Here is a 13,847-nt window from a genome sequence, read left to right as displayed (position 1 = left end):
CTGTCTGTTTTGCTAGTAGCCGGCAGTATAGTCGATGTGATTTTTCTGCAACGTGCCATCATGCAAATAAGAAGCCAGATTGTCCAGAAAAAGCGGCAGCAAACGGTCGTAGTACCTATCCGAACTGCCTGCAATATGCGGCGTGATAAGGACATTTTCCATCCCCCAAAGCGGATGAGCTTCGGGCAAAGGCTCTTCTTCAAAAACATCCAGCCCTGCAAAGGCAATCGTCCCATCTTGACACGCGGTCATCAAGTCCAGCGTCTTCACTGATTCGCCGCGTCCCGCATTAATGAACATCACTCCTTTTTTCATGCGACTGAACACCTCGCTGTCAAAAAAGTGGTACGTTTCTTTTGTCAGCGGCAACAGATTGATAACTACATCCATCGTCGGCAGGACTGCCAAAAATTCCTGATACACATACGTTTTGACAAATCCGTGCGGCTGCCGTCCGCTGCGGTTCACGCCGTAGACGGACACATCGAAGGCTCCCAATGTTTTAGCCAAATGCTGGCCGATTTGCCCCGTACCGGCAATCAGAACTTTTTTGCCGCTCAAATCAGACCCTTTATCGCCGCGAACCCATTGCCGGCGTTCCTGATTGATGACGGCTTGCCTGATACGCCGCGTGTGCGACAATAGCATGCCCAGCACTGATTCCGTCATCTGAAAACTGTGAATGCCGCTGGCACTGGAAAGCAGTATGCCTTTTGCTTGCAGCAAAGAAAAATCAAATTGATTGACGCCGGCGGAATCTGCCTGAATCCATTTCAAGCGGCTGTCCACCTCCTGCAACACTTGTTTGCCGATTTCCCTGTTCCAGCCGAACATAATCTCAATGCGCGCGGTATCAAATATTTTGTCACGCCAGTCAGCGGCGGTCATCACATCATACCCTTCTGCAGCATTTTTTACCGCCGAAATAAGCGCATCCGGTATATCAGGCACAAGCAACAACACTGGTTTTTCCAAGATTTTCTCACCCTTGCTTTGTGTATTTAGGATTTTTCTTCCGAGTGTACAGGTATCCTATGAACCCATGCAATAATCTCGTCATTTTTTCGTCTATTGTTACTCCCACTTTATCATGAAACATTTTCCCTGTAACTTAAAAAACATCTTTTTTGAAATGGATGAGTGAAAAACAGCCCAATTGGTTGTTTTTTTTCTGGATTATTCGTACTATGATTAGCAAGAGAGGTGATGGATTAATGAACAACATCCTGACGATAGCCGGCTCAGACACGATTAGCGGCGGCGGTCTGCAAGCGGACTTAAGAACATTTCAGGAATACGGCATGAACGGGTTGAATGTCTTAACCTGCATTGCCACGCTGAGCGATACACAAATGATTCAGGTGGATGCCGTTCAAGAAGAACTTTTGAACGAACAGCTGAACCAAATCACGACTTACCTGCCGCAGTTGAATGCCATCAAACTAGGGATGCTGGGAACGGTCGACAACGCCGTGACAATTGCCCGATTTTTAGCACGCTTGCGTGAGGACATCCCAGTTATTATCGACCCTGTGCTCGCGCTGAAGGAGTCGCCGCTGACGCTTGAGCTGGATGCAGTGACTGTTTTTCAAGAACAGCTGCTGCCCCTTGCGACCATCGTGACACCCAATTTGCGGGAAGCGGAACTGCTGTCGGGTATGACCAATATCGCTTCTGTTGATGATATGAAACAAGCGGCAGCAAACATTTTTAATTTTGGCGCAAAACAAGTAGTCATCAAAGGCGGGGCCCGTATCCCCGGCAGTCAGGCAGTAGATGTCTTTTACGACGGCAGCACATACCGTGAGTTAGTCGTCTCAAAACTCCCTACCAATACTACTAACGGCGCCGGCTGTACATTCGCTTCTGCCATCGCCTGCGGTCTGGCCAAAGGACTGCCTGCTGAACAGGCTGTGGCAGACAGCAAAGAATTTGTCTATTATGCCATCAAATATGGCCAGCCTTTTTCCGAAGACTACGGCAATGTCTGGCAAGGCGGACTGGCCAAACACCGAAAGGAGCGTGCTCTCAGCCATGAACCATCGTAACAGTACGATAGCGCTAGTTGCTCTGATGAGCGCCTTATCAGTCATACTGGCACTCTTTTTTATTATTCCTCTGCCTTTGACAAAAGGCTATGTGAATTTGCTGGAAGTCGGCATCTACACCTCGGCTATGCTCTTCGGTAGGAAGACCGCCGGATTTGTCGGGGGCATCAGCGGCGCGCTGCTGGATTTGATTTCCGGCTATCCGCAGTGGCTTCTGGCTTCTGCAATCATTCACGGACTGCAAGGTGTCATCGCAGGAAACGCGCGGACGCAATCCCGTCCGCTTCTCCGCGGCTTCTCTCTGGCAGCTGCATCCGCTGTTATGATAATCGGTTATTTTATTGCCAGTTATGTGCTCTACGGCGCAGCTGCCGCATGGGCATCGCTTATCGGCAATCTTTTCCAAAACCTGATAGGACTGGTTATTGCAGTACCGCTGGCCGCTATTTTAACCAAACGATTGACAAGTAAAAGGAGTGTGTCACATGATTAACGTCAAACAGTTAACAGACGATTTAACCGACATCATTGAAGATGTCATCGAACAATCACACATTAATGAAGGAGATATCTTTGTACTGGGCTGCAGCTCCAGCGAAATTGTCGGTGGTGTTATCGGCAAACAATCCAGCGAAGAAGTCGGCAAGCTGGTTATCGAGACATTGCTGCCGATTTTGACTGCGCGCGGTATTCACTTGGCGGTTCAAGGATGCGAACACATCAACCGCGCCCTGACCGTCGAACGCCAGACAGCCACCGCACATCGGCTGGACATCGTCTCCGTCGTCCCTGCGCTGCATGCGGGAGGCGCCTGTTCTGTAGCTGCTTTCCGGCAGATGAACGACCCCGTCGTAGTGGAGTTTGTCACGGCAAAAGCCGGACTTGATATCGGCGATACGGCAATCGGCATGCACATCAAACACGTCCAGATTCCTATCCGTCCTGTTAAAAAGGAACTCGGCGGCGCCCACGTCACGGCACTGACGTCACGGCCAAAACTAATCGGCGGCGAACGCGCGGTTTATCAATAAAAACAAAGCGGACAATCAGCTGATTGTCCGCTTGTTTTATCCAATTGACTAACGGTTCATGAAAGGGTACAGCAACTGATTCGACGGATAAAGCTACTTTTCCTGTTCTGAATTACGGCTTGATTGTGCCGAAATCATTAGTCGCGCTGTCCCATGAAAAAAGACCTGTTGTTTCATCTGTCGGACTCAAGTAAATAGTCAGCCAATAGGCATCGGTTGACGTATAGTCAAGTTTGACTTCAGGGGATGTTACTAGTCCTGACAAATTGTGTGCGTCCTCCTCCGATGTGAGGACATACCCTTCATACTGATAATATTGCGGTGTGATCCATGAAACGAGCATCCCGTCATACCCTTTTTCTTTAGTCAAGATGTAAGGGGTAAACGCAACTCGAGTATCACTTTTTCCGCTGGCTGAAATCAGATTTTTAGAACTGGCTGCTTGTTGGCTGTCGGTCAGTTTGACATTAGCCACGCTCAAATAGCCGTTATCCGGAAGGGGAATCAGATAATTTGCGTTCAATATCACCTGTCTGACGTTCAAATGCACATTTGGCGGTTCATAAATAAAGATAACAGTCAATTCACTATTGAGGTCTTGACCAAGCGGAATCATAAATTCTGCTTCACCGGCTGACCCCAGCTCGGCAGCGACTGACAAGTCCAACGGAAATTCAGTCGGCGGCTGTCCATCTTGAGTCATGTACTTTTTAGCGGTGACATTTAGTGTCTCTAATAAATCCGGGGGGATTCGCCGATACGTGACACCTTTGAGTACTTCCTCACTGCTCATCCTGAACTGGTCAAGCTGGTCGCCTTCCCGGTCCACTCCGAGATAATGTACTTGCGCAAACTTAGCAGCGTCTTTCGTGTAATAGAATGTGTGCGTGTAACTTTCGCTCACTGGCAATTCACCGGTTGCCGCTGTCAAATCATCATTGTTGGTTTTGTCAACGCCGTTCAGCGTGTACGTCTTTTGACTGCTCTGAGGCTCGTGCCATTTCCAGACACTTGCATAGCGCATCAGCCACTCATTCTCAAACCAGTCATCAAACCATGTGTCGACCCACGCTTGATAGGCATCCTCAATTTCCTTGTTCCAAGCTGCACCTGAGTCGGTGTAGTCCTTTTCAGCCTTTTCAAGCATGTCCGAGCGGTATTGTTCTTTCAGTTTTGCTATCGTTGTTTCATCGGATGTGATAAAAGTCGGCAGAACTGCCTCGTCGAATTTGCTGACTGAAACCTCGTCATAGCCGTAAGTTGGCGGCTGACTAGGCTCTCCGATAATATTCCCCTCTGTATCAAGAGGAAATCCGACTTTATCCGCAATCTTATCCTTAGTGACTTTGGTGACATTCTGACTTGTCTTTTGGTACAGTTCGTCAGTCTGACCGTAGGCCATTCCATTATGGGTAATGACAGCATCTGTATAGAAATTATCATACACAGCCCGTGTCACTTGCGACATTTTTTGCGTGTAGGCCAAGGTTTCCGTGTAAACCCAAACAACTGAATTGTCTTTGACTGTTACACTGTCATCAGTCAGCGTAATCGGTTTTTCTGACAAATTATGCACCAGATCCCAGTCCGGATTTTTTTGGATGTAATCACCTTTCTCATAAGCGCCACTATTATAGGCACTCATGAAATCCTCTTTCGTCGGTGTGCTGTTAACGACGTTCTCATCTGAGCTGTCATAAGGCATGACGACATATTTAGCCTCTCTTAATTCTGGTTCGACAGATATATTCAGCTGTTCATCGTGCATTGCACCATCCAATTCAATCGTCAATTTCACGGATTCGCTCAAGTCCTGTGACACGTATTTTTTGCTTTCCGGCTTATCAACAGTGACGCTTGGCGCGCTCATCCGCGGTGCACCGCGCATGAACATCACTTCATAAGTGTACATATTGTACAAACCGTTGGCGGCATTATTCCCTGCTGTTCCTCTTTCATAGGTTGAATAATCCCAACCCCACGCCACTGTCCCCGAACCATCCAGACCTGTTTTGTACAAGTTGCCGGCAGGGTCAAGGAACAACGTAGAAGACTGGTACGTGTTGATACTCTGAACATAAGGCATCTCTTTCAAGTTATTGCCTGTAAAATCGAACGTATCAATATCCACTGACAATCCTATCCAGCCGCGTTCCGACTCTTTGATAGCAGGAAAACTGGTTTCAGACGTCACTCCCGCCGGAAGTTCTTTGTTGGATAACATGACTGCCCAAGCGCCGTTATAACTGTCTTCAGCAATATAGTAGTTGCCGTGGTATGTACCGTCATCATCAACTTTAATGACATAAACCAGCCGTTCACCTTGCTTGTTCAGCAAGTAAACATTGGTATGCGAATCGCCTGTCGGCTCTTTGTCTGTGACAGAGTATTTCTTGTCATAGATAGTGGGGTGCAATCCGTCACCGATTGACGACCACTGACCGTGATTCTGATAGCTTAAAAACGATGCATATGCTTGCCCATATGTGTGGCCGGAGAAAACCGGTGCTTTCGGTACATTGATGACTCCTTCAGTATCGCCGTCACCGAGTGTCTTCGGCATCTGAGTTGCCACAGCGACGGAATGGTTTAATTTGGAAGGCAGCGAGCCGTCCGTTCCCCAGCTGTAATAGGTGTTGTACCCCCAACTCCAGACTCTACCGTTCGTGTCGGTGAAATAATTGACCATTCTTCCGGCAGTCACTGAAGCAACTTGCGGCATATATCCCGCTGAAGAGCTGTCGATTTTGACTTCTTCCGGCAGGCTAACATTTACTGGGGCAGCGGTTTTGTAAATTTGCCCCCACTGAAAGACTTTGCCGTCTTCTGTCAGCACCAAGTTGCTCTCAAAGCTAGCAGAGACCTGCTTGACTTTTTTGTCTGCGAAGTAGGCTACTTCTTTGGGATAGACAGCGGGTGTAGTACTGCTGCCATCGCCGATTTGCCCGAAGGCATCCGACCCCCAAACATAGACACGTCCCTCTTTATCCAGTACGATACCGTGTTTGTTGCCCAAATCGAAATCTACAATGTCAATCGCTGACAAAGACGGGACTTCACTGGCAACAGACTGATAGCTGATTTTATCCGGAATGCGGTAATCATCTGCATAGCCCCAAGCATATACGTTGCCTTTGTCATCCATAGCATAGGTAAAGCTTGATGCTTCAATACTTGTTGAGATTTTAACGATTTTTTTGCCTGTTAAGGACGTCACTACGACAGGTACCGGGTTATTTGGAGTTACTGTGCCATTCCCCATCTGTCCTTCGTTACCTCTGCCCCACGCATAGACGACACCATTTATATCAACTGCGTAGTTCGTGTGATAACCAGCTTCAATATCAACCACTTCGATATTGTTTTTGACAAAATAATCCAGTCTTTCCATACCGCCGGCATAAGTTGCCGGAACTATCGGTCTGTTGGTGCCCAGCATACCGTGAATATTATAGCCCCATGTCCAAACTTTCCCTGCAGCGTCAAGGGCTATCCCTCCAAGATAGTTTGTCTCAGCCTGTTCAAATTTGATAATGGATTGCTGCTCCGGAATCCAGGCATCTTCAGCAGCAGAAAATGGAGCGGCTGCCCTGAGTGTTGGCACTCCGGGCAGACTTTCTTCCGAAATGGCCGTGTCCTCGCTGCTTATCTTTGCGTCATCTTTCCCTGAGGGCTGATTTATGCTTTCTGCTGTTGCAGATGTTGATGACGATGCCATTGTCTCGGCAACAGACTGGTCAGTCGTCTGAACTGACTCGCTTATCTCTGAACTGGTCAGCTCAGCCGCTTTTAATGATACTGGATCATTGAATAAGGTAACACTGCCTACGGTGACAGAAAGAAGGACAGCCAGCAGCTGAAGCCTAATGAATCGTTTCTTTTTCAGTTTATTTTTCATTTTGCGACTCCCTTCCGCTATTTAGTAAGTGATGACAATATGTCATCAATTGCTTTATAGGCAGTATCACTGGCATCCTGTTCTTCCTGTGTCCCCCACCAAGAGCTTCGGTAGTTCCACTTGACGGTGTCAACAGCTTCAGTTTTAACGATAATATCGAATTCTGCATCGGCATATTCGGATGCGCCTGCAGGAATAGTCAACGTTACTGACTCAAACAGGGTCGGAGCCGTTTCTCCGGGAGAAAGTTTTCCCAGATAATAATAATAACCATCATTGCCAAACCGCCAATGAGTGATGTTCGGGCTTGACAACTGAACGCGGTCATTTAAATTTACTTCCATTGGTATTCCGTCTTTTAATGCGACTGGAAAAACCATAACGCGAACGAAAGCATCTACTGTACCAGTATTAGTCGCACTTACTATTTTTGTTATTTCCTTGTCTGGTTCAATTTCAAGCGGCGGCAAAAAGTGATCGACTACATTCACTTGAAACTCATAATGCGCTGACTTGAAATTATTTTCTTTTGAATCTGCCGCTGAAAACCAAGCCAAGGTGGAAGTAAGAATCAAGAGAGCTGTGACAAGACAGGCGAGGAATAACCTTTTCGGGTGTTGTTCCTTCAGTCTTTTCACTCTCTTTATAAGTGCGGCCGACACAGCCGCACTTTTTTGTTTTAGCATTGCCACACCTCGTTTCTTACACCAATCAAGCATGTGCTGTCCAAACAGCTTTTACTTGATTTGTCTACGATTATTCATCAATTTCTTTGATATGCCTTTTACGACTCTTTTGCGTGTGAACAAAGATATAGATAAGTGTCAGGAAAGTTAATGTCATCCCTAAATAGGTCAGCATCACTGAATGCTGTTCGTTTGTCTTTGGCAGAAAACCGCCTGTTGACGACGATTTGCTCTCGCTAGGCACTGTTTTGGCGTCAAAACGCCAATCAACAATTGCTTCACTTTTACCTGAATAATAATCCCAATAAGCTATATCATCTGCCACGTTTAATTGAATCGTGTAGGTTTTCTCCGAGTTGTTTTTAATCTCTCCAAAAGGAACTTCACATTTAGCGACTGTTTTTCCAGAAGAGTCGCTGCTTAAATTTCCTGAATAGATTACCCGGTCGTTTGACAAGATTGTCATAGACATTTTTTCAACTAAATCAATTTTTCCAGACTTGGATTTCGGCTCAATTGTAAGTGTTAAATGATAGTCCTCATCTCTGGTATTTTTTACAATCAGTTTCCTCGTTATGGTATCTCCAGGTTGCAAATCTTCCAAGTGAAAGAAATAGCCGCCATCTTTTGAGATGGTAATACCCTCGTCATCACCGACTAAAAAACCGTCAGGAAGATTGGCAGCCGCTGCAACATGCGGGGATGTCGAACAGAAAAAAACGATGAGAATGCCGCTAAGAAAAAATTTAAGCATTTGTTTCATGTGCAAAACTCCTGTTCACTGCAACCTCACTGGAGATTGACTTGACTGTGCTTATAGTGCATCTATCATTGCTTGCTTGATTGCGTCAGGAATACCTGGGAAACCGCCTTCGTTGATTGCTTCTGGTGTCGCTTGCAATGCTTCGATTCTGACATCCAAGCTGTAGTTCATCAGCTGGTAAGTGTTGTCAGCAGAGCTGTGCAGTGTCACGCTGGAAAGCAGTATTGGCGAAACTTCACCTGTTGACAATTTGCCGATGTAGTAGAACCAACCGTCTTCGCCATAAACCCAATTTTCAGCAGTCGGTGTGTTTGTCAAGCTGTTGTATGTGAAGAGCAGCTTGTCGTCAATAGCAGATGTGTTTGTGCCAGCTGGTTTCGCTTGTGCCCAGTCTTTAGTTACTTCAGCAGTTGGTTTGTAGTAAACATATTGGACATCTTTTACACTAACAACAGTGCCTGCGTCATTCATGGAAATGTCTGCGGCAATTGAATGGAAGTTGTCACCGTCTTTTTCATAAATGACAAACGCATACTTCGTCTGACCAGAAGCATCTTCCGCAATTCGTTTACCCAGCAGCTTGACACCATCCGGCAGGCTGCCGTCAACAGTCAAACCAAGTATGGACAGTTCCTTATAATCGCCTGTCACAGAATAGTCGACAGATGGTGCCGGAACATACTCGCTTCCTGTTTGTTTGGTAGGAAAAACATATTTTTTCAGGTTCGTGCCGTCAGCTTCCAGTTTAGTCATCGCTTCTTTGTAAGCCAAACGAACGACGACGTCACCTTCACTATTGTTAATCACACCAACTTGTTTCTCAACTTCTTCGCCCGGAAGCCATGCTGTCGGTTCTTCAAAGATTTCCCAGATTTTCACTGAGCCGTCAGGCAGTGCCCCTGTAGTAAATTTGTTGGTCACATTGTCGGTGGATGAGAACCACGCATAGGTTGCAGCAAGCAATAAACCGGCTGACAACACGAGTGTCGCTCCCAAAACACGTTTTTTCCTAGTTGATTTTTTCATAAAACAACTCTCCTCCTATAAAATTTATATATAAAACACAGCCCAACGGCCGCGATTCATATCCTGACATTTGTTTCCGCGGCAATCATAACGATATAAAGTATTTGATTAGCACAGAAAGAACAAGAATACCGATTATCATGATGCTGACAAACATCAGATTATCTCGAATAAATGTCATGACTTTGCCGCCAAATGGAATCACAAAAGCGACTCTGCCAATCACTTGCCCGCTTTGAATCTCGGGATCTGCCAAATTATTGGCATCGCCTTGCGTCACAAAACTGATTTCTCCATTATCCAGCTTTTCTTTTTGGATGACCCGATGTGTCAGAAAAGCTTCCGCATCATCGCCCGGATTAAACGTGATAATATCACCGACTGCTATTTCCTCCGGCGGTGTCACTCTCACAATAATCATGTCCCCGGCGACAAAATTACCTGATTGGGCGGGACTTGTTTGCTTCATCGAATTTGTTAAAACATTGTACATGCGGAAACCGAAGAACGATTTATCCGGATGATCACTAAATTTAAACAATACGGCACCGCTGATAATCAGAATAATGAAGAGATAAAAAGAGAAGTGCCAAAGCAGCCCTCCTATCTTTTTTACTATGGTATGATTGTCATCTGCTTTTTTCCTAGACACAGCAGCCGCTGTGTCTGTTTGGTTGTCAAATTGCGTCACTGTTAACATTCTCCCATCCGTCGGTTTTACCATCTGCAATACATCTGCCTGCATGTCTTAAATTTATAATTTTCAGAAATTTTATGCGTTTGCCGTCACGTATCCTTTTTTCCGCATAAATTTATATTTAATTTAAGCAAATCAGGTTAGAAAAAATATAACATGGAACATATCGATTATTTTTAATACTTTTTTTCAATTTTAGAAAAAGAAAAAAAACTCACAATCGTTAGTTGCACATCTAACGATTGTGAGTTGTTTTTTTGAGGTTACAAGCCCATCATCAAACCGACTATCAAGCCGCCGGTGATGACTGAGGTAATGGTAATCGTCGAGAAACCGCCGGTAACCATTATCGGCAAAATATTCTGTTCGATGACAGCAATCTCTTCTTCCGTCTCGCCGACAGCTGCCGCTGCTTCTTTGGTCAAGACCATCGTTCCCGGAAATCCAAAAAAGCTTGTCATGCCGACTGCAATGGACAGCGGACCGGAATAGCCGACACGTCGTCCGATAACATAAGCAGAAGCAAAGATAATCAACACACCGGCAACCAGATAAAAGATGATTGGCCAAACAAGCGCCAGCAAGTCCTTCGGCTGGATATCCGCTAACGGGCCAAAAGCAATCACCATAATTGAAATCATCAGCAAACCGAAACTGTCAGTCGGAGTCAACGCATTCGGCTTGAACACTTTGAAGTGCCTTAAAATAATCCCCAGCAAGAGTGCGATGACAAATGTATTGATATAGCCTCCCGACATCCGGCTGAGCCAGCCGGAAACATACACGGTCAACCCGAGCAAAAACAGCGTTGCATACGGTGTCTGCAAAAAGTCAGGCAGCACACTTTTGACATCAGCAGAAGTGTTAGCTGCTACTTCTTCTTCATAAAAGCTCAAGTTGCCCTTGCGGTACTCGCCCTTCACACGAGTTGCTTCCTTCTTCAGAATATTGGCAGTTACCAAAAAGCCGACTAAATTTTTCATGTTTAGAATCAGAAGCGGAAAGACCGCCAGTAAATAACTGCTTAAATGACCTGTGCTTTGACCGGCCTGATAAATTTCCTGTATTTTATCTTGTACCATTAATACAGAAACAGTACCGCCGGTAATCGCAGCAGTACCGGCAACCGCAATATTGCGGTCAAAGAATAACTGGCTGACCAACAGCAACACAAGCGTCATCACCACGACCGTGGAAGCGCCGATGACAAATGTTTTCCACTGAGCTTTTAAATCTTCAAAGCTCATCATGGTGCCCAAGTGTACGATGATAATACCGATGACTGCAGTGCCCAGATTCAGCAAACCCGAATCTAATATCAAATCATGCGGAAAAAAATCCGCCGAAAAACCAATTAAAAAAATCATCGATGCAACAAGCATCATTGAAATCAGCGCTCGGGTCTTGGATGAGATAAACTCTCCAATCGTCCAGATCGCCATTACTATTGTAAAAGCTAATACGGGTTCCATATTATTCCTCCATTATTTATCCTACTGAATCGGGTGATACGTAAAACCCAATCCATGTACTTCAGCAACATTATAGGTAATCAAAAAACACTTTGGGTCAATTGCATCAATGATTTCGAGCGCTCTGGGATACTCCTTGTTTGAAATCGTCAGGAGAATCATTTCGTGCGCATTGTCATCATGACCGCCGCGCACATCGAAGATTGTCATGCCTCGTGCCAAGTTGACTTTCAGTGCTTCGCGAATGGCACCGGTATTCTGAGGACTGACAATCATCAGTGCTTTGCGGCGTTTGGTACCCGTTTCGATATACGTCATAACCATTGATGTGATGATGATGGACAGAATTGCATACAAAAATTCTTCGAAGCCAAAAACTACCAGACTCATGCACACAATCACCATATCTGTCAGCAACAAGCCAATGGATGTGTTCAGATTGAAATACTTCTCGAAAATCAAAGGGGGAATTGTAGTTCCTCCGCTGGAAGCCCGGATGCGGTAAAGCATCGCCACTCCAATAGCAAAGACCGCGCTGCCAAAAATCACTGACAGCAGTCTGTCTGTGGTCAGCGTCACCTCAGGCACAACTGCAAGAGCAAATGGAAAAGCCAGACTTCCGAATAAAATATTGAGAAACACTTTTTTTCCGAGAAACATGATGGCAAGAAGCAGCATGATGACATTCAATACAAACACAACGATTGACCGGTCAATATTCAAAGCCGACTCTGCTAAAATCCCTATGCCGCTGACCCCGCCTGCTGCAATATCATGCGGCCCTAGAAACATATTGATGGCGACTGCTAAAATGAATACCGATACCAGAATCTGGACAATGTTTTTAACTACTTTAACCATATACACACCTTATTTCTTTGTTGGAGAATGCTCTATCAGCCTTAAAACAAGCGCCACTCCTTTTTCCATTTCCGACACCGGAATGTATTCGGATGTCGTGTGAATCTCCTCATACCCAATCGACAGATTTACAACTTCTTTCCCTTTAGCATTGAACACATTTGCGTCACTTCCGCCGCCGCTGACTTCCGTTCTAGGCGCAATCGCCAACGCTTCGACTGAACGTCTGAACAGCTTCATGACAGTCAAATCATCTGTCATACGATAGCCGGTAGCTTTCAAATCTACATTGATGGCGACTTCCGCCCCGTTGTCCTTGGCTGCCGTTTCAAATGCCTGCGTCATTTCTTTAATCAACGCATCGGCTTTATCCTTGGAAATCGAACGTACCTCGCCTTTCAGTACTGCTTCATCCATGACGACGTTGGTTGCCTGTCCGCCTGAAATCACGCCGATGTTCGCCGTTGTTTCTGCGTCAATCCGGCCTGTTTGAATGTGCGGCAGCGCCTGTGCCAAAACAGCCATTGCTGACACGCCTTTTTCAGGCTCCAACCCGGCATGTGCTGCTTTCCCGGTAATTGTCACATCATACATGTACAGTGTCGGGCTGGCAATGATCGCACTGCCGACTGGTCCCGCATTGTCCAGCACATAACCGACCCTGCTCTCGATTAAATCCATAGACATGGCACTTGAGCCGACCAATCCGATTTCTTCCCCTGGCGACAATACAAACTCAACTTTGCCAGTTGGAAGCTCTTCTTCAATGATTGTCTCAATCGCTTCAAGCATGATGGCAATGCCTGCTTTGTCATCGGCACCTAGAATAGTTGTGCCGTCAGAATAGAGCACTCCGTCCCGCTCAACTACTTTGATACCGTTCCCCGGTGAAACAGTGTCTGTATGGGCAGAAAAGAAAATCGGCTCTTTGGCAGTATTAGTGCCAGCCAGGGTGGCAACCAAATTGTTTGCCCCAAGCCCTGTACTCAGCATGGAATCGTCTTCTTTGACTGTCAGACCAAGCTGTTTGAACTTGTCTGTCAAAAACTCATGCATAGCACCTTCTTCGCCAGACTGCGAGTCAATCTGTACCATTGTTTTAAACGTCTCTACTAGTCTTTCTCTCTTCATAGTGTATCTCTCCCTTATACAAATAAAATTTTTTCCCAACATGGCGCATAAATTATGCCCCTAATACAGTCTTTATCCCCATTTATTAAAAAACTTGCTGGAACAAAGAAGCTTCCTGTTAAACACTTCTCATGTTGCACAAGTTTTAACCAGTATTGCTGCAGACCATTTTTCCTTCAGCGACTTTCCTATCTCGCATGCAGCCAGTGGCAGCACGTTTCTACGGAGACCATA

General features: G+C 45.8%; 12 protein-coding genes. 3 read left to right on the top strand and 9 right to left on the bottom strand.

All coding sequences use genetic code 11. The annotated features are described in order from the left end of the window. Positions 1–12 precede the first annotated feature (12 nt). On the bottom strand, positions 13–975 hold the full coding sequence (locus CBF27_RS06650; protein ID WP_126813542.1) for an NAD(P)-dependent oxidoreductase: 963 nt from the start codon (positions 973–975) through the stop codon (positions 13–15). Positions 976–1,187: 212 nt separating this feature from the next. On the opposite strand from CBF27_RS06650, the gene CBF27_RS06645 reads away from it, so the two are divergent. The 3 genes from CBF27_RS06645 to CBF27_RS06635 are packed head-to-tail and all read left to right on the top strand — an operon-like array spanning position 1,188 to position 3,079. Then, positions 1,188–2,048 carry a bifunctional hydroxymethylpyrimidine kinase/phosphomethylpyrimidine kinase gene (locus CBF27_RS06645; RefSeq protein ID WP_170175029.1) on the top strand — a complete coding sequence of 287 codons (861 nt, stop codon included), beginning with the start codon at positions 1,188–1,190 and terminating at the stop codon, positions 2,046–2,048. Next, a complete protein-coding gene (locus CBF27_RS06640) occupies positions 2,035–2,541 on the top strand; it encodes an ECF transporter S component (RefSeq protein ID WP_126813540.1) in 507 nt (168 codons plus the stop codon). Before CBF27_RS06645 ends, CBF27_RS06640 begins: the two co-directional genes overlap by 14 nt. After that, the gene (locus tag CBF27_RS06635) at positions 2,537–3,079 is read left to right on the top strand and encodes a TIGR01440 family protein (RefSeq protein ID WP_425469921.1); all 543 of its coding nucleotides are present in this window, start codon (positions 2,537–2,539) and stop codon (positions 3,077–3,079) included. Before CBF27_RS06640 ends, CBF27_RS06635 begins: the two co-directional genes overlap by 5 nt. 112 nt (positions 3,080–3,191) lie before the next feature. Here the strand turns inward: CBF27_RS06635 and CBF27_RS06630 are convergent, their stop codons facing one another. The 8 genes from CBF27_RS06630 to CBF27_RS06595 all read right to left on the bottom strand — a co-directional run bounded on the left by CBF27_RS06630 (position 3,192) and on the right by CBF27_RS06595 (position 13,613). Further along, the gene (locus CBF27_RS06630; RefSeq protein WP_126813538.1) at positions 3,192–6,977 is read right to left on the bottom strand and encodes an RCC1 domain-containing protein; all 3,786 of its coding nucleotides are present in this window, start codon (positions 6,975–6,977) and stop codon (positions 3,192–3,194) included. Between the two features lie 17 nt (positions 6,978–6,994). Further along, positions 6,995–7,663 (bottom strand): SipW-dependent-type signal peptide-containing protein, encoded by a 669-nt coding sequence (locus CBF27_RS06625; protein WP_170175028.1) that lies wholly within the window; start codon positions 7,661–7,663, stop codon positions 6,995–6,997. 70 nt (positions 7,664–7,733) lie between these two features. Then, the gene (locus tag CBF27_RS06620) at positions 7,734–8,426 is read right to left on the bottom strand and encodes an LPXTG cell wall anchor domain-containing protein (RefSeq protein WP_126813536.1); all 693 of its coding nucleotides are present in this window, start codon (positions 8,424–8,426) and stop codon (positions 7,734–7,736) included. 51 nt (positions 8,427–8,477) lie between these two features. Further along, positions 8,478–9,452, bottom strand: a complete 975-nt coding sequence (locus tag CBF27_RS06615) for a BsaA family SipW-dependent biofilm matrix protein (protein WP_126813535.1) — start codon at positions 9,450–9,452, stop codon at positions 8,478–8,480. Positions 9,453–9,537: 85 nt separating this feature from the next. Beyond that, entirely contained in the window at positions 9,538–10,152 is a 615-nt protein-coding gene (locus CBF27_RS06610; protein WP_211334628.1) for a signal peptidase I, read from the bottom strand. 260 nt (positions 10,153–10,412) lie between these two features. After that, the gene (locus CBF27_RS06605) at positions 10,413–11,621 is read right to left on the bottom strand and encodes a hypothetical protein (protein WP_126813533.1); all 1,209 of its coding nucleotides are present in this window, start codon (positions 11,619–11,621) and stop codon (positions 10,413–10,415) included. A 21-nt stretch (positions 11,622–11,642) separates the two neighbouring features. Continuing rightward, on the bottom strand, positions 11,643–12,482 hold the full coding sequence (locus tag CBF27_RS06600; protein ID WP_126813532.1) for a YitT family protein: 840 nt from the start codon (positions 12,480–12,482) through the stop codon (positions 11,643–11,645). Positions 12,483–12,491: 9 nt separating this feature from the next. Next, positions 12,492–13,613, bottom strand: a complete 1,122-nt coding sequence (locus CBF27_RS06595; RefSeq protein WP_126813531.1) for a M20/M25/M40 family metallo-hydrolase — start codon at positions 13,611–13,613, stop codon at positions 12,492–12,494. Between the last annotated feature and the right edge of the window lie 234 nt (positions 13,614–13,847).

Source organism: Vagococcus acidifermentans (assembly GCF_003987655.1).
Classification (GTDB): domain Bacteria; phylum Bacillota; class Bacilli; order Lactobacillales; family Vagococcaceae; genus Vagococcus_B; species Vagococcus_B acidifermentans.
This window is presented reverse-complemented; position numbering and strand designations above follow the sequence as displayed.

What these genes read in the sequence shown, in the direction of transcription:
- CBF27_RS06640 (WP_126813540.1), top strand. Translation starts at nt 2,035, where the DNA reads ATGAACCATCGTAACAGTACGATAGCGCTAGTTGCTCTGATGAGCGCC.
- CBF27_RS06605 (WP_126813533.1), bottom strand. Translation starts at nt 11,621, where the DNA reads ATGGAACCCGTATTAGCTTTTACAATAGTAATGGCGATCTGGACGATT.
- CBF27_RS06630 (WP_126813538.1), bottom strand. Translation starts at nt 6,977, where the DNA reads ATGAAAAATAAACTGAAAAAGAAACGATTCATTAGGCTTCAGCTGCTG.
- CBF27_RS06600 (WP_126813532.1), bottom strand. Translation starts at nt 12,482, where the DNA reads ATGGTTAAAGTAGTTAAAAACATTGTCCAGATTCTGGTATCGGTATTC.
- CBF27_RS06595 (WP_126813531.1), bottom strand. Translation starts at nt 13,613, where the DNA reads ATGAAGAGAGAAAGACTAGTAGAGACGTTTAAAACAATGGTACAGATT.
- CBF27_RS06615 (WP_126813535.1), bottom strand. Translation starts at nt 9,452, where the DNA reads ATGAAAAAATCAACTAGGAAAAAACGTGTTTTGGGAGCGACACTCGTG.
- CBF27_RS06625 (WP_170175028.1), bottom strand. Translation starts at nt 7,663, where the DNA reads ATGCTAAAACAAAAAAGTGCGGCTGTGTCGGCCGCACTTATAAAGAGA.
- CBF27_RS06610 (WP_211334628.1), bottom strand. Translation starts at nt 10,152, where the DNA reads ATGTTAACAGTGACGCAATTTGACAACCAAACAGACACAGCGGCTGCT.
- CBF27_RS06620 (WP_126813536.1), bottom strand. Translation starts at nt 8,426, where the DNA reads ATGAAACAAATGCTTAAATTTTTTCTTAGCGGCATTCTCATCGTTTTT.
- CBF27_RS06645 (WP_170175029.1), top strand. Translation starts at nt 1,188, where the DNA reads ATGATTAGCAAGAGAGGTGATGGATTAATGAACAACATCCTGACGATA.